We start from the raw sequence: 24,018 nt of genomic DNA on the forward strand, positions 1-24,018 counted from the left end.
AACCTTGAAAGGCGGGAAGCCAATCAAGGTTTCTTTATTCTCACTTAACTCTATTCACTTACTAGGATTGAATATTTCTCAAAACCAAGTTCAAATGAAATCATTTCTGAAACAAATTCAATAATAGATAAATCTTTAGAAGTGGAATACACAGTAGCTATATTTGCCTCCGATAATTCAAGAGAAACTCCCACACGATTTTCATTTTTTGATATTGATAATCCTCGGATTATTGAATTGGGGTTCTTTAACTGAAGTTGTTCGATACTTCCAAAATCCTCATTTGGATTAGTGAGTAGCTGTAGGCTATTGATCATCCTTAAATACTGAACACCTTTAAATTCAATAATGATTTTTTCAAATTTACTACCTGCGTTACTTAATTCATTGGATTTCGGATGATCAAATGTAATTTTAGCATCAACTGTTAACGTGAGTGAACACCCCAGCGGATTATTAACTAAATCTAATAAGTAGCTTTGTTCAAACAAATACCATTCAAGTTTCATCTTTATCTATCCCCTACTTTAACTTAATTGGTGTATGGTTATCTTCGCTTTTTCTCGTTACAGGATTACCCATCGGGTCTATTCTTTGACCTGACGAATCTTTAATTTCTACATGTGGGCCGGCACTTCCTGGTGCTCTATCAGTTCCTCCTTTAATTGTAATCCTTGTAACACCATTTTTATCCACCCATTTTTCAGGCCCGTTAGCTGTTTGTGTTTTTGTCCAACCTTGAGACTTGGCATAATCCCTTAGTTTGGTCGCTGTCATGGTTTTGGATGCATCAAAACCAAAAATATTTTTAACATCACCTGTCCCCTTAGCTTCAGGCTTTGAAGCGTATAAGGGGGCAGTGGCGACTGACATTAAGCTACTAAATCCCCCCATCACTATCATATTTCCTAAAGGGACTGCTTCTACGTATTCTTGATATTGAGATTTGGTCATAAACTGCCAAAACGATTGTTTACTCATTTCATTATTCGATAACCATATTATGGAGGCGTCAGCTCGATAATAACCACGCAATACTCCATTATTTATATATGGCATACCTTCTATCATAACATCTGACATTTCATATTTTTGAGGACTACTCGAACAAAATCCTTTATGTGTATTATTGCCATCAGAAGAAACGCAATAATTACCTGATGGATCACTATAAATCAACGGATTATTATGCACATACGTATAAAGGTTCTGACTCTGAGGATTATCCATCTGCCCCTCATACGTATCCTCATTCAAAAACCGTCCCACACTCGGATCGTACCACCGAGCCCTTAGATATTGGAGATCCGTTGTATCATCCCACAGCTCACCGGAATATCGGAATGGATTATGCACAGCTTCCTCTTGCTTAGTGATATTTCCCCAGATGTCATAAACGTATTGATTCAAAACAATTCCCTGTTGGTTGCGAATCTCTACAATATCTCCATGACCATTATATGCCGGATAAACGATACTTCCATCCGCATATCGAATGTACGCTAACTGGTTTCCTCTCAGGTAGCTAGCTACCAACTGTGGCTGGCCATTTACCAAAATAGCTTCACTGATAATTTGGTCGCCATCATAATAATAACGGGACGTGACGCCCTTCTCTGTACGTTCAACTAGAAGACCATCCCCGTTGTATTTGTAGTCTACTACTTCCCCATCTACAACCGCTTGGGTCAACCGATTTTGCTTATCATATACATAGGTTCTATCTGCAAAGGACTCATGTGTAGCACCGGAAACCAGCGTTTTTCGGTTGCCGCGAACATCGTAGGTATACGCCTCCCCTTGGTTCTCTGTACTGGTCAGAATCTGATTCAAGTCATCATAACCAAAGGTATCGATTATAGAGATAGTTTTCTCCCCACTTTGGGTCCAGATCCTACTTTGAATATTCTTGTTGACATCGTACGTATATTGGTAAACGTTCAATGAACGCCCTGCCAGTTCCTCGTTTACCCGGGTCAAATCAAGTCCCGCATATTGATACGTATGACGCAGCCCACTGTCCGTATCCACCTGTTTCAAATCTCCATTTTTGTTATAGCTATAGGAAATGGTGGGCTGCTCCAGGTTAGCTCCTATGCTTTTCGGTCGATTCAATGGATCGTACGCATACTTACTAACAACACCAAATGGACCTAACATTTCAATAGGATTGCCGTTGGCATCATACTCCAAAATCTGCATTTTTAATTTATCCGGATAGGTAATTTGTTTCAGGAGTCCTGTATCCGAGTCATATTGATAGGAGGTGGTTCCCATTTTGTCGCTCATGGACAGGCGGTTACCTACTAGATCATAAGTGTACTCCACTGTCTCATCGGGGCTGATTTTTTTCCATAACTGGTTGCGTTTGTCATACGTATAGTTCGTCGTTACTCCATTGCGATCCTGCTGAGACAGGAGATTCCCCGCTTTGTCGTAGCTGTAGATCGTGACCTGATTCTTCTCGTCTGTCTCGGTCAGCACTTCCCCCAGCTCATTATAGGTCTTCTGTTTGCTGCTGCCGTCCGGATAGGTCAGCGATAACTGGTTGCCCAGCATGTCATATCCGTAACGGGTGGTTTCCCCCAACGCATCGGTTACCGCAATTAGCAGACCGTTGTCATTGTACGCGTATTTCGTTGTCGAGTTGCTATTCGTCTGCTGCGCGATCTTGCCATTTACCTGATTATAAGTGTAGCTAGCAAGCTGACGGATCTCACTTCCTGGAGCCTCTTGCTCTTCAAGCTTGATTCTTTGGCCGTACAGATTAAAGGTCTCTATCTGGGAATAACCTTCTCGTGTGGTCGACGTAATCGTACGAAGCTCGTCGTTATACATTTGAATCGTTTCCGAAGCATCCGGATACTGTACGCCGGTAGACCGATTCCAAGCGTCATATTGGTATAGATTCTTGTTGCCCAGAGCGTCTTGAGTCCAAGCTTTTCGTCCGAATGCATCGTATTCCGTACTGGACTTCTTCTTATAGGCACCTTGTTCCCAGATTCCGCTCTGAACTTGCCAACCCAGTGCGTTCCATTGGGTTTGGCTGACCGCTTTATTCTCGTCGGTAACCGTTATCGTATTCAATAGGTCGTCATACACAGCATTGAGATTCGATTGATCAGCAGCATGGGTGACAGTTGTTACCCGGCCCAATAGGTCATAGGCGTAAGTGGTGCGGCGGTCTTCTCCATCTGTTGCAGCCGTCAAATTCCCGTTGGTAGAGTCGTACTCTCCACTCACCGACACCGTGCGGGTCTGTCCTTGGGCATCGCTCACATCCATTTGTTGCTTCACCGGGAAGGCATGGTTTCTGCTATCGTACTCCATTGTCGTCGTAATGTTCTTTTCTCCATTACGCACAGTCTTAGAAAGGATGTTCCCGTAGGAATCGAAAGCATTAAACGTAATGTTTTGCAGCAGCTCTCCGGCAGCATTATTTTTCCGAATGGTAATGCTCGTAACCTGACCTTGGGAGTTTCGGGTATAGGTCGTATACCGTAGAACGCCTTCATTGGCCGGCTCAAGCGTGCTTAAAATCAGATGCCGGTCGTCATAGATAGATGTAATCGTACGCCCTTGAGCATCTGTAGCCTCGATCATGTTACCGTAATCATCATAGGAAGTGCGGGTCGTCAGAACATCTCCATTTTTGTTATTGGAGGTGGCGACCTTCGTTGCTGACTGAGCCGGATACGATCGGCCGCCTACATACTTTCCGTACTCGTAATTTGTGGTTTTACTTAGTCCATTTGCGCTCTGCACCGAAGATTGCAGGTAGAAACGGACCGCTGTCTCGGTATCAATGTAATCCTTCCGGTAGTTAAATACCGTTTCCGTCAGACCGTCACTGAGGGTGGTCGAGAAATTGAAATCCTGGTTGGAAGAAGATCCCATGTCGGTGTTGTTATAATACATCGCCTGCCGGTTATATTCGGAATTTGTGCCATTTTCATAGATAATCAGATCCCAGCGTGAAGACAGACGGAAACTTTCATTATAGGAGCTTTCTCCGAGGTAACGCTTGACTGGCTGATCCTCAAAGTTGTACTTGGTAATCGCTCCCGTCGGATGCTGCACCTGGGAGATCAAGGCGTACGGGTTGGAAGCCTCTCGCTCTGTGTGGTCGCTGAACAGATTAAAGCGAGCGTTTTTGATCTTATAGCTGTACGTGGTTTTCCGACCTATCGGATCGGTGACGCTATCCAACAGCTCTATGCCTTCTTCCGTATGTTTGTTGTACACGACTTTCCGGCTTCCTTGCTTCAAGGTAACGGCCTGCGATGTATATTCAATCTCAATTGTATTACCAATTGCATCCTTGATCTGGCTAAGCAGCTTTGTACCATAGGTTGCATTATTGACATATTGAAATTTAATCGTATTCTGATTGGAATCTGCGATTTGAATTAAGAAACCCTCTGCGTTGAAATACTGCTTACGCAGTCCATCGGCGCTAGTTAGCACATACTGCGATTTCTCGTCGTTTACGATAACCGAGGTATCCAGGGCAAAACTGATGCCTTGCCATTCGCTTCCTTTCAGCGCACCATTCTCGACGGTATAGCTGCCACCGTCTCCTGGATGAACGATACTCTTGCCGTCTTTTAGTTCGATAAAAGGCAGATTCCAGCTCCAGCCTTTTCCTATGGGGTACATCTTCTCTTCTAGCGGCTTGGTGGTCTGATTATAATATTCATACCCGGTGCCGACGCCGGCTTTGTAGGTAAATATAGAAGTACCTGCGGGAGAAGCTACGTAATAACGAGCCGTTTCCACCCCATTGTTGCTATCCGCACCGAGGAAACCCCCTGCGGAAGCGTTCAATTGGGTTTGCACGGCTACTGCATCGCGATATTCATCAAAAGTGCCTCCCACGTACGACTCGATGGACGAATTCGTCCCCTCCACTTTCCGTGGCTGAACCCAGGCCGCTCCGTCCCGGGAGTACTTATAACGTACACGGCCACTGCCACTAGAAGTCCAGGCTGTGTATCGATCAGGAGAATAATATGCAGCCCGATCCACATAGCCTCCATATTTCTGAGTATATTGCCGGGTGTCCGGAGAGGCCTTCGTCCATACGGTGCCGGAATAATTGGCGTCAAAGTCTTTAGTGCAGATCCAATTGGGAGTACCATTGGTCGCACAATCTTTGATAATTGTAGGGTTGGCGGTTTTTATCAATTCCCCTGTATATCCTTCCGAATCGGAATATGGAATTTTCCCGGGGACTTCACCGCTATCTACTTCCAGTTTCCAGACTCCATTTTTGTCATACCGGCCTTGTAGAGTACGTTTACGGGTACCCGTGGCGGTTTTGCTTTTGGCTGGCGTATAGGAGCCGGTTACAGTCACAGGATCTACTTTTCTTAGCACCCCACTATATCCATTCTGAGGTGCAACGGTATCCGGAAAAGAGTTGGTGGCTGAAGTTTGGGATGCTGTCAGATACACAGAGTCCATAGGTACCAGGTAACTGCGGTTCGGAATCAGATTGACGCCATTCCGTGCCTCTTGCTCTGTATCGTAGACGCTATCGAGCTTGGGCTCCTGAAGCACAGAACCGCTGGAGTCGTCAGTCACTCCATCTGCATTGTAATCGTACTCAATAACCATTTTTTCACGCAGATATACATCATACTTGGTAATTATGGGGACTCGTCTAACATTATAAGTGACAGCCCATCGATAATAGTCATAATCGAAAGTTCGAACACCATAATCCATATCGTAGAACTGTGCGTCGCTGGTGTTATACTGACGACTCAGGGTAAACGAAAGTCCATTTCGTCCCGGCAACGTCAGATCGTCGCTTAGGAGCGACAGTCCTCCGCTTATACTAGAAATAGACTCATTGCTTGAGCCGATAGAATAAGGCGCTTCGCTGAAGGAGTTTTTGGAATAAACCGGAGGCTTCTCCAGTTTTGGATTTTCTGGCGCGTCCAGAGTAGCACTTCGCAGTAGAGAGCTTTGATTCGAGTATACATTGGAGATGACCGTCTCGGAAGCTTCCTCCGTAGCCGGATCACTGTATACGATACCCGTTACGCTACTAAACGGTACCAAGGGAATCCCTCGAAGGGCGGGTGAAGGAAGTTCGTTATACACCTCTGTGCTTACGACAGGAGAAAGATTAATTTCGGAAGAGTTAAATAGCAGAAGGGCTTCCTCATAACTGATTTGCCGATCTTCGGATTGGTAGAAAAGATTGTAAATCTCATTTAACGAATAACCCTGATCCATCTGGCTTTGGATGAATGCTTCAGTAGTTTGAAAACGATCTAAAATATCCTGAATAGATAACTGATAGACTTCGTTGCTTGATAAAACAGAATCGGAAATTACCGGAATATCTACAGCTTCTGCTTGCACAATGGATGTCGACATATCACCCAGTAAATTAATAAAAAGCATAATAGATAGCAGAAAAGCTATCGTACTTCTTGTAAATACTCTTCTGGCTTTGTCCATCATATTTTCCCCTTATTCCATAGATTGGTTAATATATATTTTTAAAAAAGTTTCTTCAAAAACAACTAACGTTCCTCTCACTCAGTAAGTCAGAGAATGGAAAACATGAATATTTACCACTACCTTTTATAAATCCCCATTCCATTGTATTCAAAATTGACTAGAATTAATGAGGTGGGGAAAGCCTCAATACGAATGAGGTTGTTAGAATCGGCGTAAATCCAACTCCATAAACAGTCATATTTCGAATAGAAGTAAAATGATTGTTGAACTTACGGACATACCGCTAGTTTAAGCATCTAAGAATTTTATAGTTTTCATGTACTGTATGATAGATTTAAAGAAGCATTCCTTTTACCCTAATTCTGGTTTTTATCTTCCTTCATGCATCTACGAGCTCTAATTTTTTTGAGCTATATCCGCGTCGACAGTATCACTGGCTGCAATGATCACCGCCTTGTTTAAGTTTGCATTTGGAATTTCACTTAATGGAATTCTCAGTTCCAAGATCGCACTTGTCGCCATTTTCCCCGAATTCAGTATTCTCTTTGAGCCAATTCCATCAGCTGCATGTTTGCCAGTCCATACTGGTGAATTGGACCAAGATCCGTTAGCAAATTTAATGACGTCTACGAGGTTCTCATGGAAACTTCTTATTTGATAATGAGCCTCAAATGAACCAAGTGAAGTACCATTGCTGCTCTTGTTTGAATAACTTGTTGCACCATTCATTGGTAGGTAGATGAAGTAATTATCGTCATCGAAGCCGTGAGGATAGATGAGATCATAATCTGAAGTGCGACCGAGTTCAATCATTATATAAAGATTAGAAGCATCAGTGTCCATATATACTTTTCGTATATCACGTTCTGGTTGTTTGACCGATTGATTAATAAAATCATCGTACCCATCCTCTACGAAAACCGTCCTCGATGGCCATTCTTTAGGATCACCCTCTGCAATCAAAGCATCTAAAGGCAAATTGTTTTTGACTTTCTTAAGGAGATTCCCGTTACTGTCATATGTGTAATTTACTTGAATACCAGTTAAGGAATTGGTTGTACTGACAATTCGATTCGATGTGTTGTATTCATAATTTATAAAACGAGTTGCAGCCGAAATGTCCGATAAAATGTACCACGAACTCCAACTGAGTCCATCCCCTATTCGAATGGCAAAATCATATGTTCCTTCCGTTAACTTCAGCAGGTATTTTTTCGTTGCTCTATTTGTGACTATACCTGAATTAAACACTTCCCAAAATCCTTTTCTCATAGCAATAATTTGATACTGCTGCTGATTTTGATTCGTCGGATTCCATGAGAAATTGACATTGTTTCCACTGTCTACATTTGCAGAAATATTATCAATCAGCAGGGGGCGGGTATTGATGCTGATAGTGGAGACTGCTTCCGCACTCCAGCTTTCCCCGTTAAACACCTTTAATTTAAGGGTCCATGTCCCATCGGAAAGCGCGACATTTTTATACTTCTCATAAGAAAGCTCTTCGCCGGAATCATACGTTTCAGATCCATTTTCTTTTATAGCAGTAATTCGGATTTTTTGTTGAAAGAGAGAGCTTGAGGCATAGTTCCATGTTAACTTTTGATTCCAAGTTGAAAAGTAGCTTGGATTTGAGAAAGTTGCCGTTGGCACTTGTATAGGTTCGCCATTATTCTTCCAACTCACCAATAACATCGAATTATCACACGTACAACCAGGATAGGTGTAGGAAGCGAAGGAAACATCAGCACCTTGATTGGTGTAATTAGTATCGACTGAATATAGGCCGATTGAGATACTTCCACTGGAGAGACTGTCTTTAGTCATTGCCGTAACATCCCAATAAGCAAATGTTTTTTCACCGTTATAATAAATTTTCGAAACAGTCCCTGCATTTGTGTAAGTCCTGGTCGGTGAAGTACTGTAAGTCGTATATTTATCCCAGACCCCTGTTACACGATAAGGCTGAATGTCTGCATTATAATAACCCGAGACACCCACTACTCTTGTTCTCAATATACTACTTATAATTGTACTGCCAGACTGAGGAACAAAATCCAGAGGAAATCTAATATAGGCATTCTTATACTTCCAGCTGTGATTAGTGCCCTTCTTTGATACTTGCAATATATTGTCGTCTCCATGAAAGATTGTTGGGTTTTCACTGTCTGTGTATGTATCATCTGCAGTACCTATCGAGCCAACTGTTGGATCAATGATCACAGGATATGCCAGTCCAGCTGAATCCCAGGTAAGATCTAGGTAGGTTTGATTTTTTTCATTCCTCTTAGTTACTAATACGTCTCTTCTTACGCCCTTGTTGTCGATCAACCAAGCCGGATCTATTCGCAGAGCGCTGTTTGCCAACTTCTGATTCAGTTCGCCAACCACCTCAAAGGATATTTTGGCTGGAGTGTTTTGATTCTTAAGAATAATATTTTCTTTAATCCCTTTATTAGTAACAATAAGTTCAACGTCTGTATTCTTCCAAGCCTCACTGTAGGTAACCTTATTATCTACTTTCTGATCCCTGGTTCCTACCGCTTTTACAGAAGCATTCATTGGAATAAAGGTCAGTTTTTCCTGTTCTTTTCCGATGGAATAACCTGTCGCAAAATTCTTCGGCATTCTGATGTTAAAAGGAGTTGCCGTTGAAATGTAATCATCATTGACAATGCTTTTACGTGAATTATTTTGCTTAGTACTTGTTAATTCTGATGCAGCTTCTTTGGACATATCTGAAGCCGCCAGGTTTTTAATTTCAGCTTCCTTTACCAGCTTTGGTTCGATCTCTTGATAAAGATTATTCACATCCAAATAATGTATCTCGTCGCTATAATATTCAGTCTGATATGTACCATCCTCTAATCCAAACACTTTACTGTTGCTAGTACGCATTTCAATGATTTCTGTCCTGGCTTTAGATACTAGGTTTTCAGGATTGAAGTAATCCTGGTCATAAATCTTTGTATCAGCCGGAATAACAGGTTGCTCCTTGGTTTCAAGTTCTTCTTCTGAAGGGAAATTACTTGATTCAACAGAGTAAACGTTTGATACTGGGATCAGGCAATAAAACAACATCAGAAAAATGATAAATTTGATTGTTTTCTGCATATAATTGTCTCCTCCAACCTTTGTGCAAACCTTTGCATTCTGAATGATAAATTACATCTGCAATTCAATTAGGGATTCATCACTAAGAAATAGAATCCAAAAAAGAATCATCATGCAGATGTTAGAAAACGGTTACAAAAAATGTGAATAGTAAATATACTTAAATGTATATAAGCAAACGCGATACCCACTCTCCCTTCCACTTTTTTTATATTCCAACCTTAAAATAGAATACTTTCTCCATTTTTTCAATCTATTCGACAAACCTTCTAAAAATTCTCGGTAAATGTCAACAAATCACAGAACTGAATTCATATAATGCACATATATGTATAGTTCTTGGCAAAGAGAGTTAATACTATCGCCATCACGTAGTCAAGTCCGAAATCTAGCGCTGTTTTGACTACCACATTTGATACATACATCACTACAGGGAATAGGAAGGATAAATTCCGCTAGAATCGCTATAGGTGTTTGGATCGTTATGGACATAGGTGTACGGATTCAGGTTCAAAGTTTTTTAAGTTCACCTTTACTTTTTGTTGAACTGCGTTCAAGTTAGTTAGAATATTTATCCATAAAACACTTCTAATGAATAAGGAGAAATTAAAGGTGTTTTTAACAACCAATAAAAGAATAAATCCTCTTAATACAATGTCCTTCTCATTGACTTCTTGACTCCATGGTTAACGGTACAAGTTCTTGTCTTCTTACATTTTTAATCCAACCGGCTTTTTATACATAATAAACATGAAAAAATCACTCCTGATGTTTTCAGGTAGCGTTTTTTTCATGTTTAGTTTCTACTTTTTGAAGAAATCTCGATAACAAAGCTTACAAATCAGTCCTCTTCGGTGATGATGAAGAAAGACTCGTTGTCCACGCTGAAAGTGAGCTCTTTATTGTCGACAATTCCCTGGAACTTATAGGAAGCTGCTGAAGCCCCGATGTAGCGAATGTTGGTTGCATTTTCTTGATCTTCAATCCGCTTGGTTAAAGCTTGAATCTCTTGTTCTGATAAATCACGATTTCCTGGATACATAGCCATATGGTTGGCCCCTCTCATGGAGTTTGATATCACCTTTGACTTTGACTTTCTTTGACTTTAGTTAGTATGCCATGTAATTTCTGTGATGTCAAATTCTTTCAATCGGATTCGTGCGAATTATCCTTGTCCTGATATATTACAAATTTTCTTTTTCAAATAACAAGAAAAATTGTATAGCTACAGAAAGAAACCTGCACTCATAAAGAGTACAGGTTTCTTTCTAGCAGTTTTATCCCTATTCATATAATAATATAAGCATTCATCTATTAAAATATACATTGTTATACTATTATCTTTCGAAATTATTATTAGATAATCAAGCTATAGGTATCAGAATCATTCATTTTCATTAATACTATATCTGCTATACATTAGCACTAATAATATTATCTATTTTGATCCAATCATAGTCATCGTTTGGCCATCTCATTTTGATTTGATTCAATTGTTTATCGATCCTCGTAGCAATTCTTTCGATAACTATATTCTCATTAGGGTCGAACATAGTTAATGTGATTGCACTATGATCCTCAATTGACTTAGCCACAACTTCATTGATTTCATCCCATGCTTGTGGATCAAGATCGGGTTTGTAGCGAATCTCTTGATTACGCTGATCTGCAATTATACGTCGTTCGTGTCCGGCATAATCATTCGACTACTCTCCCAAAGTCCATTCCCTTCTAGCTTTTTTCTCACTATTTCATCCTCCTAATATTTTGTCCAGTATTCGATATTACCTCCATCCACGCCCCACCCTATCCCGTGTACGTCTGTCTGGGAGGTTTTAAGTCTTATGTCAGGAGTTTCCCAACCTTTAATGATTACAGCCCTCTCTAAGGCAGCGTGGGGCTCCCATTCGATATAATCTTTATCAACTAGTTCTTTAAATGCCTTATAAATTTTATTGGGAGTGCGCCCGCTTTTGATCTCTAGTTCTTTGAGGGGTGGCATATGAGAATGATAAACCGAAGAATGCTTCATTATCATAATTAGCTTACGTGCTGTGTCGCTAAGCATGCCAAAGCATACTTAAGGCGCTTAACGCGTTATCTTTACGTTCATACGATTCTCTGTGTTCCAAACCTATATCAAATCTGTAGATGGCTATGATGTGCCCAAGGAACTTTTTATCCGCTGATATTTTTCGGATAATCCATGGGTATTTTAGCAGCTCACTAAATACTGTAAGGGCTGAAGTAGAACTCACATTTCTTTTGATAAATTTTACTCATGCTATTTCTCCTCTTTTTTTAACCGGTTGCCAAGCAAGGATATTATCGTTTAAAAACACTCTTGGTGCTCCGTTCCTCAAACAAGTAGCGCGTATTCTGCCGTTACGAATACCGTCCACATCTATTATTCGTTGTGTAATCTTCCCGCTTTTATCCTGATACACGATTTCAATTCTCTGGCCAGTCTGTATTTGCATAAAGAGCGCCTCCGAATAGGAACGTTTGTTTCCATTATACACGAACACATGTTTGTTTATCAACGTTTTGAAATAATTAACTACTTTTCATTCTGGCTATGTGAGCATGTAGCGGCAGACCATACTAATGCCGTAGATAACCAATCTGGAGCGATCCTAAGCCGCTCCAATATCTATTGTTGCTTGTCGTTTGAGTTAATCGTCGAATGCCTTAAACAACCACTCAGGCATGTTGTGCAGGGTGTTTATAATGACTTGATTTTGAAGCGCTTAAGTGCTACTTATTGACTCGAGTATTCTTTTTCATACATGTTAATGTTACGGCTGCAGGAAAGTATCCATTCGTTTTAAGCGATCGATTCTCTATCGTATTCATGCATCATATCCTCGATCCACTCTACATCCGTAAGAACTTCATAACAATCTACAGTCATGCGACTGTTAATTCCAGCTGCAGAGTTATCATAGGCATCCTGGGAGTCAAATATAGTGAGGACTCTATACATGATTGCAAGCAGCTCAACTAATAAACCGCGATAAGTACTTTGAGATAAGCCAGGAAAGCAAGCAGTAATAGATGGGTACGAAGCTTTAATTGCTACATCACTATCCCATTCACCTTCAAATGCCATAAGTGTGCCTTTTGCTGTGATCAGATTTTCTACTGACAAAATGTACTTTTCACCGGTACTTGTAAATAGCGCGAACACTGCAAAGCGTGCTTTAATACCACCATATCTCGATAACATGATGGATACTTCTTGAGCATGCTGTCCTAAAATCAACCTATAAATGGACTGCAAATAATATGTGGTTTGTTCACGAATGTCTAAATGAGTACATGTTAATGATTGCTGCTTCATTAATCGATTCCTCCTAAATAAAATGAAAAGAGGAAACACTTCTCCCAGTGGTTACTGTGAGAGGTGTTTCCTCTTGAAATGGTAATTATTTCAGGGAGGGATAACCCTGTTGTAAAAACGGCATTTTGGAGAAGGTTTAAGAAAACATTAATTTTAATCTATTTCTTTTCGTAAACAAACGTTTTTAAAATAATCTGTTTTGTTTTAGAATTTGCAACTTCATTATTATCAAAATCTGCAACTTCGTCACTTAAATATTCATTCGGAACCTCTATATGATAAAAGTCCCCATATTTAGTTTGTATGACTGATACTGGTTTAGATAGAACTTCCTCCGCATACTGTTTCTTTTTCTCAGGAGAAATTAGGCTTGATGTTGAAGGAACCTCATTTTGTAGGCTGGTTCCATCAGCAGAAGTTTGATTTTTAATAATAATTGCCCCTCCTCCAAGAACGACAGCAAGACTAAGCGCTATAACAATCACTCGGTACCGCTTTTTCACAATCACTCCTCCCTTCTTTAAAAAATGTATTATAACATGTAAGCAAATATTAATATAACGTTGTTCAATTCAATAATTAATAGGTTATTTAGTTGGCGTAATTAATATAACCATTACCTGAAATTGTATAATTATTAAAATTACTTATCATCACTTCATACGTGCCAGCTGGCACTGTAATTTCTTTAATCCCATTTGTACCTGTAAATCTACCAGTAATAATTGAAGTTTCTCCCATAGCGTTTTGACCTACAAGCGTATAACCTACTGATGGTTGAGCTGTAGTACTACTATCTCCCCATTGTACCACAGTAAACCGAAGAATTTTTGAGGAATAAGTTGTGAATTGGCTTGAAAACTCAGAAGAATTAGCTGCGAGATTACTAAATGTCCAATATGAAAGTGACGCTCTAGCGGAAATCTGTTCGGGATTTGTTTCTTCAGAATTAACAACCAGAGATTCGATAGGTATCGCATTTTCCATCACTTTATTATATTCTTCAAGAGTTAATTTACTCAATATGGAACTAGTATTTTTAATTGAATCATATGATGGGTATGATGTTGATAATGGATCTGCATAAGAATTTGTAGAAATTAGACCCCCTGATACTAACAAAAATACTACCATTGTTGCGAGAAATTTTTTCATGAATAAGCTCCTTTTATATAGAATATTTTGGTATTAAATATATATTAACATATAAATCTACCAAAATATAGGCGTTGTTAATTCTATCATAAAAGTGATTCTATATTAATCGATAGAATCCTATAAAAAATTAGTGCTCTGTTGAGCTGGAACATCACTTCCCTTTCCGAGATTTTGTATTAACGCACCAGAAATTTTTGATCATACATAGCATCAGAGTTTATTTATATAGCTCATTAGTACACACTGTGTTTAAAATATGAATGCATAAATGATGATGAGTCCTAAATGATTGATCTGATAAAAAAGGCAACCAGATGCAGAAGACAAGACATCACCACTCAGAAAGAAGCATAGCCTGTGATGACTATGCTTCGGCCTTTCCTAATGTTGTTGTGAGTATGCTTCATTTCAAGGTAGGATTAATGTTATGGATTCATTAAAAATATAATTCATATAAAACTTTGAGATTTCAACTTTGTTAGATATGATCACTATTCCTGATTTACATAATCATCAATGCTGACGATCTCGACGATCGCAGTGTCTTTAGGGATGGCTCTACCCTGTTGTTTAGCTATTTCAAGCTCGGCTTGTACTAAATCAATAGCATTAGCTCGCGCTTCTTCTAAAGTATCTCCTAGAACACCAAGGCGAAATACTGGAATATAGGCAGATACATTCCCCTCTGCTTTATCCTCTTCAAATAAGATCTGTAATCTAAGTGCTGTCATTATCATCATTCCTTTCAGAAAATTAGTAGTGTTTAATGGGGCGGCTAACACCTTGTCAGGCCACCTAATTGAAAAATAGAAGTGAGTTTCCCTTCTATCTCTCTTTAGGAGCCCGAAATATTATGAACTAGGGCTTAATTTGCTTAATAGATTTCCGTTTTTATAACTATGGATACGGGTCATATTACCTGTTCTCGTATTACAAACGTATAGGCGATCCGTACTCTTCGCTAGGTTGTTCGGTTTTAAATCATCGATATTGCAGATCCATTCATTTTCAAAAGAATGTATGGCATCCTCAGTTAATGGAATGAAATGTGTTCCACAATCATATACAAACCAAGCGAATTTGGAGCATTGCTCCATTGCTTTCAAGTCTTTTTTATAAAAGTCGCAGTGGAACTTCGAGTGTATAACAACCTCTTCTAGGATTCTTTTCATGCGATTAATCAATGAAGGGTGTGTTTTTTGAACGGGTTTTTCTTTAAATATTGATGTACTCATGTAAAATTCCTCCCGTTTGGCTATATATATGCTAGTTCCGCGCTCCACATTATGCTGTTTAAAGAAAGCTGATCTTCTTGGATGAAATCGCTAAGAGAAAGTGAACCTCCATTACGGCTTTTTAAAGTATGGCCTAAGTCAACCTCCATCTGCTTTAAGTACTCCTAATCCTCAGGGAATAGTCGTGAGGTACGCTGCATTTCCGAAGCTGTATTAAAGATGCAAAGTTTACAGGAACAGCGGCTTACCCACTCATAGCAGGGATGTAGTTCGATTCCATAATCCGCGGCTAATTGGCGCACCTGGTGTTTAAGCATATCTTTAATGGGTTTCAACCAATGAACGGTGCGATTCTTTTTGTTCGTCGCATGTGCCGAATGAAGCATGAAAACAGGTTTCTTAGATCGTTCCTTAGATTCTTCAGATCGTTCACCAGTCAATAACAGGATCTTGCAATTATCGAATTGACGAACCCACTTCGCATAAACATCTCTTTTCATATACGAAGTGCAGAAACGGCAGCTGGAGTCCGGAAACATTTTACGGTCCCGAATTCTCTCTTCTAAACTTAAATCACCCCATATAACGATTAAGGGAAGATCAAGTTTTTCGCTTAAGTACTGAAGGTATCCATCGGTCTGCGGCCAATCAAACAATTGTCTTTTAGTCGTATCTTCTGGATCTCCATCGACACGCATATGAACAAGCTTGATTTTTTCTTTTGGAATATGATAGCCGTGAAGGGCTACAAGCGCCGTTGCGACACTATCTACCCCACCCGATACATTGACATGGACTTCATCATATTCATGAAGCGGGAGCATCTCTGAAGGCAACTCAGTAAGTAAATACTGCTCAGCTTTACGACTAATATCTACCGGATCCACTTTATCTCCTCCTATAGGCACAAAAAAACCATGGAACGCAAAAAGACACCAAACAGGTGTCTATCGTCTCCATGGCAAAATAAGCCCTAATATTTATGAACTGGTCGTGTTCCAGTACAACTCCAACTCTGTCGAATCACTAACGACAAGAGAAAATTCGATGAATCATAATATAATATATTTACCACATTTACAGATATTCGTCAATAAACTGCAATTTATAACAGAGATGTAGTTTAGACTAGCATATTTCAGTTCTTGCAGGTATCTCTAATTTGTCCATATTGACATTCAGGTGAATTTTTAATTGATAAATCATTCATAACGTATTTATTTCCACCCGTCAAGTCCCAGACTAATTACATTTCATTAATAAAAAGAGGGTAGCCCGGATTCACTCCTTTAGGCTCACCCTTAGTTGAATATAAACCGTTGTAAACGGTACGCCTGAGTCATTATTGTAGAACAAGGCATGATCATGTGCTGCAAAATGCGGTCCTAATCTAGCTTCCTCTAATTCGCATACCGACGCGTCCTTTGTCAGCTTATAGATCATCGTGGCAATCATCTCGAGGTGGGCGAATTCTTCTGTACAATGATGCTGTCAGTCATATAACTTCTGTCAAGAGATGATTTTAGATTTTTGTCCAAGATAGAGTCATTATTGGCTGCTCAGTATATCCTTTTTCATTTCCAAATTGCGACAGATCCATATCTGAAATAGCTGAGAACGTTGACATCGCTTGGATGAGCTGTTCTGTTTGAGTCGAAACTGCTGCTAGATTAGGTATTTCTTTTCCGTCATTGAGTGAATTATTTTTTAAATGAGCAGCGTTTTTGGTCGCAGCTTGCTTAATTATTTTGGATTCTAGTTGAGTCTGGGTCCATATCGTTCCGTCAAAGAATTCCACACGTTCTATTTTGTTTACATTGGACGAAAAATATGAATCCACTGTTATCTTTTCACCTGTTTCATTTATACGTACTACTAAATCTAAATTATTTTTAAGAACTTCTACTTCATCTGGATTTACCAGCATTCGGATTGTGTCTACTCCCGAGTATGTAGTTTCAAAAACTCTATCTTGGCCATAGCCTTTTCCAAATACATAGATATCATTACTACTACTAAATGATTTACCAGCGACGTCCTTATTTCCATATAGTAAATCATTACCCTCTCCACCATCCAGAACATCATTCCCACCACTAGCATACAGAATGTCATCCCCGCCCAATCCATACATCCAATCCGCGAAGTTGTTAACCCCGTTTAATATATCATTTAATTCCGTTCCTTCCGTCATTACCTTTGTTTCTAATTGTGTTTGAGTCCATACTGTTCCATCCAAAAACTGAACCTGTTCTATTTTATGCTTGTAGGATGCAAAATACGAATCCACTATAATCTTCTCGCCCGTTTCTTTAATTCGGATCATCAAATCTAAATTATCCTGCAGAACATCCACCTCTTGAGGATTCACCAGCATTTGGATTATATCTGCTTTCGCGTTTCCTTCATCATAAATTCTATCTTGTCCGTACCCTTTTCCAAACACATACGTATCATCTCCAATATAGTATGATCCTGATTGATCAGTATCACCATACAGCAGATCATCTCCACTTCCACCATCCAAGACATCACTACCCCCACTACCATAAAGCTTATCATTTCCAGCTAGACCGTAGATTCTATCAACATTATAATTAATCCCATTAACAATATCGTCATTATCTGTACCTTCGATGATCACTCTTGATTCCAATTGTTGCTGTGTCCAAATTGCTCCATTCAGGAAATGAACTTGTTCTATTTTATTTATGCTGGATATAAAATACCCGTTCACAGTAATTTTTTCATTGGTCTCTTTAATCCGAATTATTAGATTCATATTATCCCTTATAACATCTATGTCCTCTATATTAACCAACAACTGAATTGTATCTACATCTGTGCTTGTAGTACTTCCAGTACTAGTATTACTAATATCATAGATTCTATCTTGTCCGTATCCTTTCCCAAATACATACGTGTCATTCCCGCTATTAGCAGTTCCTTTACCATCCTCATTCCCATATAACAAATCGTTACCACTTCCCCCGTCCATTATGTCAGACCCGCTACCGCCATATAATTTGTCGTCGCCTGCTAAACCATACATCCAATCAACATAACCATTGACACCATATAATGTATCATTTCCTTCTGTTCCCTTTGTCATCACTTTTGATTCCAGTTGTTTCTGTGTCCATACCGTTCCATCTGCAAATTTAACTTGTTCCACTTTGTAAGATGGATCTCTAAAATAGGAGTTTACTCTTAATCGTTCTTCTGTATCTCTAATGCTAATGATTAAATCATTATTTTCTTGTAAAACATCTATCTCATCTGGGTTAATCAATAATTGGATTGTATCTAAATTAGATTTCCTACCGTTAAGTAGATCATTGTCATTAATAACATGATTACCAGTTTTGGTATAACAGTAAATCGTATCTTGACCATACCCCTTGCCAAAGACATAGGTATCATCTCCACTGTTATTAGTACCATTACTACTTATATTTCCATATAACATGTCATCGCCAGTACCACCGTCTAATACATCATTACCACTGTCGCCGTACAACCTGTCTGCTCCACTTCCACCTTCCAGCAAATCGTTTCCACTGTTTCCAGACAGACTGTCACTCCCTTCTAAACCGTATATTTTATCATTAAATGAAAGCACACCATTTAATATGTCATCCCCATCTGTCCCTTTTGTTATCACCTTATCTTCTAGAATAACCTGTGACCATACAGTCCCATCCAGGAACTTCACGCCTTCAATTTTGTTCGAACCTCGCTCAAAGTACTTGTTCACGGTGATTGTCTCACCTGTCTCTATAATACGAAAGATGTAATCCAAATTGCTTTGTAGCAACTCCACTTCTTCTGGATTTACTAATAGTTGAACTTCATCACCATTTCCTATATAATCATAAATCCTATCTTGACCGTATCCTTTCCCAAAAATATAGGTATCATATCCCTTATTATAAACTGCACCTGTGGACTTTTGATCCCCATATAACTCATCATCTCCACTTCCTCCGTCCAAAATATCATTGCCGCCATCACCATAGAGCTTATCGTTTCCCCCGTAACCATATATTTGATCATTAAGCTCATAGTTACCAACTAATGTATCGTTGCCTTCCGTCCCTTTCATCTTAACCTTTGCCTCCAACTCCGTCTGAGTCCAAGAGGTTTCATCAGCGAATATTATCCGCTCCACTTTATAGCTCTTATTTTCAAAGTAGGAGTTAACTGTTATCTGCTCTTCTGTCTCTTTAATTCGAATCACTAGATTTAAACGATCCTGAAGAATATCTATTTCCTCTGGATTCACTAACAGCCTAATTGTATCTACGTTTTTAACATTGCCAACGTCATAGATAGTATCTTGCCCATATCCTCTCCCAAATATATAAGTGTCACTTCCGTCTGTTAAAAACCCATTTCCGTCTTCATTTCCGTACAACAAATCATTCCCACTGCCTCCGTCCAGCATATCGTTCCCACCGCCAGCATATAACTTGTCATTTCCTACCCCACCTTGCAAAACATCATTACCATTCGTCCCTATTAACGTAATCCCCACTGTCCCAACCACAGGAGCAGTAGCATTATTCAAAACATAGTTATAATCCCACACTGTTCCATCTGAGAAGCTTAGGGCTTCGATAACACTATTAGTACTTCCAAAATAATCAACAATCTTCAACTTATCATCAGTTCCAGTGACAACCAATTCTAAATTAGTTCCGTTCCGTATAAGGGTCACTTCATTCGGCAATAATCCAGCATTGAATAATACCCGATCATAATTACCTACGGTTGAGTCACTATCAATAATCGTATCGCTACCATACCCTTTACCGAATATATAGGTGTCGTTTCCAGTTCCTCCATCAAGATAATCATTGCCTGTTCCACCATCTAAGATATCATTGCCTGCTTGTCCGGCCAGGTAATCATTTCCCGCTTCACCCATCAGGTTATCATACCCAGCTCCCCCAAAAGCAGTATCATCACCAGCACCCGCTCTATATTTATCGCCAAACGAGGTTCCATAGAAGGTATCCTGTTGATCTGTTCCACTGGTTTCGGTTAGCGCATGACTTAATATGTATTCAATGCCCCAAATACTTCCATTAGCAAAAACAATGCTTTCAACTCTCTGATTCTCACTCTTAAAAAAATTCCGGACATTTATCTTCTTTGCATTGTCACCAACAGAAACTAGCAGATCATACTGATCTCTGCTCAACTTCACATGATCTGGCAAAATCCCTTCACCAAGTTGGATACTGTCTGTATTTCCTACGGTAGCATCATCTTCATAGATTTGGACAGTCCCACTATCTTTTCCAATCACATAAGTATCATTGCCTGCACCACCAAATAAGGCATCATTACCTTTATTCCCATTTAGACTGTCATTCCCGTCACCACCGAAGATCGCATCGTCCTTCTCTGTCCCTGTCAGCAGTTCTCCCTCGGATGTTCCAATAATACTGTTCTTCAAATTTGATTCTACGATCCATGCCCATTCAATATTTTGACTCGAGAAAAAGTTTCCTAACTTATTCAATCCAGATAAGTCTGCTTGATATAATTGTTTGGCTGTACGGAAAAACTCACCCAGTTGCATCTTAGCCGAATTGCCACCACTCGTTAAATAAGATTGCAATTTATTTTGGACTCCTGTTAAGTCCACGACAAACTTGTCTGCACTCCAAACAATAAATACTTCATCATACAGGAACGCCAAATGTGTCTGTGCCATAAGCTGAGCATAAACAGTTTCCTTGATGTCCTTATAGAATTCTCGAATCACATCTGCAGTATCGCCAGGCGGGACATACCCTGGTTGCTTAACGCCGTAGTACTTTTCAATAACAACTAGCTTCTGCGCATCAACAATGCCACCACGACTTTCAGGCTCCACCTGATCTGCCCCAGTCCATTTATATATCATTCGATCTAATAACTTACTTCGCTCTGACGAATCTATTTCAGTCTGAAATTGTTGTACCCACAACTTAAGTTGTCCACTAGCATCCCTCATCATCGTTTGATGAAAACTATATAGAAGACCACTACCAGCTACATCCGGTAACACCTGAATAGACTCCGGTTCTTCTAACCATTTATCAGCCACAGTATCGTACGGTGCTGTTTTCATGCGATATTCAATCATAGGGTGAGATTTGCCATCGTTAGTTCCATAAGTAGCTTGTCCAGTTTCACTGTTACCAGTAGATCCATCCGGCCATTCCAGATTTCCGTGATCCTTCAAATTAAATTCAGTAATGCCCATTGCATCCAACGTTGTTAACTCATCTGAATCTGTAACACCATCTGCATTGGCATCCTTCCAGATTTGCAACTGTTGAAAAGCTGCATCTAGCTTGTTGATAATATGATCACCGTTATCATCTAAATCTAGCAAGGCTTGAAATCCGGTTTCAGCCAAGGTTCCATCTTTGAGCATTGTATATTGCCCAAACAACTCAGAGCCGTTATTAATTTTCCCATCCTTGTTAAGATCTCTCACCAAAAGACCATCTGCGGGATTTGCCCATCCTGTTTTCTCAGCAAAACCGTCACTGTTGTAATCGAAGTAAACAGAACTATCATCGATATTTACTGTATTGTTATTACTATTCTCATCGAAATCTAAGATTATAGGATCAATATAAGCTTTGGTGGGATCTATTAATCTCTCTAAGTCATTTCTTACATTTAATTTTGGAACATAGTTATGTAGGATATTAGTAATAACATCTTTTAGATTCACAGTCTTAGAAATTTCATTTGTATTTGGATTCGCAAACGATAGTTTTTCAATACAACCTACTGTAGAGTTAGAACTATAACTGTATTCTAAAGTAATACTATCCGATGAACCTTCGAATATGATCTTCACTAATCTTGTAATAGAGGATCTACCTAAGCTTGAGGGGAATATAACTTTTGTATTAGCAAATGAGTGTCCGTAAATGATCAATTCATCCATCTTACTATTACTATCACGAGTTTCTTTAATTATGTCCTGTCCATGTCCCTTGAAAAATTTATAAGTATCTGAGCCAGCTTGGCCATATATCGTGTCATTGCCTTTTCCGCCAACTATTACATCAGCAGAATCACGCCCATACAATACATCTGAACTATTGGTACCTATAATACTTTCCTTATCAAAGTATCCTTTGTTATTCATGTAGTATTCAAACGAACTGAACGCATTATGTCTGGCGGCAGTTCCGGTTGGTTCACCGGTTTGATAACTGAATGGCAATTGTACCTGTTTCCCTAGATGAGTCCCTATTTTGACATAAGTATTTAGAACTTCACCTTCCAGGATATAATTCGTTACCGGATATTGGTCTAATGCGATAGAATTTTTCGGACGGTAGTCTGAAGGAGGCAGATTACTGTCAGGATAGTATTTGTCGTGGGTTCTGGCTGCATTAAAGATAACTGCTTTGCCAACTTGTTCTCGATTCACACTAATATACGGACTGATTTTACTTTCTATACATTCGTATAGCATTTGTTGAGCCAATTTTCCTCCCAATGAATGCCCAGTAAAACTGTACTTAACATTTTCGAGCTCGTTATATGACACTAAATTCTGAGTATCCTTGAACAATTTGATTGCACCTATTAAGAATTGTTGTGAATACCAGTCTAATGTGACATTCTCGTTATACCAGTCCAAATTTAAAGGAATTGGCCCTTCCGATCCTCTACAAGCAAAAACAACCTCCCCAGTCAACTGACCATCTACTACACGTGCAAACGATGCACCATAAAATCCGTTCTGTGAATTTTGATCCTCTACACATAACACTCTCCATTTACTTTCCGAGGTGGAGTATTTTTCTGGAAGAGGAATTTCCAATAGATTTGGCCCTGTAGTCTGTTTTTTGTAAATCTCCTGACTTAGTCTCATAAATTCATAATCGGTTATCATATAATAGAATGCCCCTTTAACATTATTTATCTCTCAAACATGGATTCCCTACTTCAAAATCATTAATGTCATTCAAATGTTCTTGATTAAGGATTTCACAGGTCCCAATGAATTCCCCTGAATTTTTTTCATAGTATTCCGATAATCCCAGCTTATCCAACAAAGATACGTCCGGAGAAGCTGCCATAGGGTATAACATTATGATTAAATTACCTACTCCTTGAACCTTCATTTTTTTTATGATAGAAAAGATCTGTTCCCTGCTCATTTTTTGGGTATACAGAAAGGAGATTTTTATAGACAGCTTTCCTGGTTTGGTCAGGAAATTATTATCCCAATAATCAAGTCCCATATTGTCATTAAAGGACAGAGACGGCGATTGGTATTCCGCTTCATATTTAATGTCACTGTTTTCTACAAAGGGGGCAATTAATGATTTGGCCCACACATTAAGCGGATAATCCGTCTGCGGGGCTCTGCCTGGACTTTTGGCGAAACTAAAAGTTAGATTTTCCTCTACCGATATCCCGCGCCCCTCATAATATCCATTCAAATTCGTTTCCTTCAGGGCTATGATCTGAAACGGCTTATCATATCTTTGTTCCATGAATTCACGTGTCTCAATCTTTATTTTCCCTGAATTGGGAGAGCCTATAGAAGAGAATAGATATACAAAAAAGTGAGGATTTACAACAACAAGATAAATCAAGGGCACGAGAATTGATACTATAATCCAGAATGGTATTTTTTGAAGTTTCATCACAAGTCCCTTT

The 24,018-nt window shown here is 39.4% G+C and carries 15 protein-coding genes and 1 pseudogene; all 16 read right to left on the minus strand.

Features of this window, described 5'->3' with window-relative positions; translation table 11 throughout:
- Positions 1–50: 50 nt before the first annotated feature.
- The 16 genes and pseudogenes from MKX60_RS29645 to MKX60_RS29715 all read right to left on the minus strand — a co-directional run bounded on the left by MKX60_RS29645 (position 51) and on the right by MKX60_RS29715 (position 24,005).
- Positions 51–509, minus strand: coding sequence for a hypothetical protein (locus MKX60_RS29645; protein WP_341061823.1), 459 nt, complete (start codon positions 507–509; stop codon positions 51–53).
- Between the two features lie 13 nt (positions 510–522).
- Positions 523–6,474, minus strand: coding sequence for an RHS repeat domain-containing protein (locus tag MKX60_RS29650; RefSeq protein WP_341061824.1), 5,952 nt, complete (start codon positions 6,472–6,474; stop codon positions 523–525).
- 399 nt (positions 6,475–6,873) lie between these two features.
- The gene (locus tag MKX60_RS29655) at positions 6,874–9,591 is read right to left on the minus strand and encodes a DNRLRE domain-containing protein (RefSeq protein WP_341061825.1); all 2,718 of its coding nucleotides are present in this window, start codon (positions 9,589–9,591) and stop codon (positions 6,874–6,876) included.
- Between the two features lie 841 nt (positions 9,592–10,432).
- On the minus strand, positions 10,433–10,639 hold the full coding sequence (locus MKX60_RS29660; protein WP_341061826.1) for a hypothetical protein: 207 nt from the start codon (positions 10,637–10,639) through the stop codon (positions 10,433–10,435).
- Positions 10,640–11,003: 364 nt separating this feature from the next.
- The gene (locus MKX60_RS29665; RefSeq protein ID WP_341061973.1) at positions 11,004–11,267 is read right to left on the minus strand and encodes a YolD-like family protein; all 264 of its coding nucleotides are present in this window, start codon (positions 11,265–11,267) and stop codon (positions 11,004–11,006) included.
- Between the two features lie 83 nt (positions 11,268–11,350).
- Positions 11,351–11,659, minus strand: a complete 309-nt coding sequence (locus MKX60_RS31755) for a hypothetical protein (protein ID WP_445670779.1) — start codon at positions 11,657–11,659, stop codon at positions 11,351–11,353.
- A gap of 211 nt (positions 11,660–11,870) precedes the next feature.
- Positions 11,871–12,071, minus strand: a complete 201-nt coding sequence (locus tag MKX60_RS29670) for a hypothetical protein (protein ID WP_280788578.1) — start codon at positions 12,069–12,071, stop codon at positions 11,871–11,873.
- A gap of 347 nt (positions 12,072–12,418) precedes the next feature.
- On the minus strand, positions 12,419–12,934 hold the full coding sequence (locus MKX60_RS29675; protein ID WP_341061828.1) for a hypothetical protein: 516 nt from the start codon (positions 12,932–12,934) through the stop codon (positions 12,419–12,421).
- A gap of 158 nt (positions 12,935–13,092) precedes the next feature.
- Positions 13,093–13,437 (minus strand): hypothetical protein, encoded by a 345-nt coding sequence (locus tag MKX60_RS29680; protein ID WP_341061829.1) that lies wholly within the window; start codon positions 13,435–13,437, stop codon positions 13,093–13,095.
- 88 nt (positions 13,438–13,525) lie between these two features.
- Positions 13,526–14,089, minus strand: coding sequence for a hypothetical protein (locus tag MKX60_RS29685; protein ID WP_341061831.1), 564 nt, complete (start codon positions 14,087–14,089; stop codon positions 13,526–13,528).
- A gap of 494 nt (positions 14,090–14,583) precedes the next feature.
- Positions 14,584–14,823, minus strand: a complete 240-nt coding sequence (locus MKX60_RS29690) for a type II toxin-antitoxin system HicB family antitoxin (RefSeq protein WP_341061832.1) — start codon at positions 14,821–14,823, stop codon at positions 14,584–14,586.
- Positions 14,824–14,943: 120 nt separating this feature from the next.
- A complete protein-coding gene (locus MKX60_RS29695; RefSeq protein ID WP_341061833.1) occupies positions 14,944–15,327 on the minus strand; it encodes a hypothetical protein in 384 nt (127 codons plus the stop codon).
- A gap of 164 nt (positions 15,328–15,491) precedes the next feature.
- On the minus strand, positions 15,492–16,214 hold the full coding sequence (locus tag MKX60_RS29700) for a phosphoadenosine phosphosulfate reductase domain-containing protein (protein ID WP_341061834.1): 723 nt from the start codon (positions 16,212–16,214) through the stop codon (positions 15,492–15,494).
- Between the two features lie 412 nt (positions 16,215–16,626).
- Positions 16,627–16,806, minus strand: a pseudogene (locus MKX60_RS29705) (manganese catalase family protein); the annotation flags it as partial.
- Between the two features lie 43 nt (positions 16,807–16,849).
- Positions 16,850–23,245, minus strand: a complete 6,396-nt coding sequence (locus tag MKX60_RS29710; protein ID WP_341061835.1) for a calcium-binding protein — start codon at positions 23,243–23,245, stop codon at positions 16,850–16,852.
- 22 nt (positions 23,246–23,267) lie between these two features.
- Positions 23,268–24,005, minus strand: coding sequence for a hypothetical protein (locus MKX60_RS29715; protein ID WP_341061836.1), 738 nt, complete (start codon positions 24,003–24,005; stop codon positions 23,268–23,270).
- Positions 24,006–24,018: the final 13 nt, after the last annotated feature.

Origin of the sequence: Paenibacillus sp. FSL R5-0914, from assembly GCF_038004525.1 — a bacterium.
Classification (GTDB): Bacteria; Bacillota; Bacilli; order Paenibacillales; family Paenibacillaceae; genus Paenibacillus_AQ.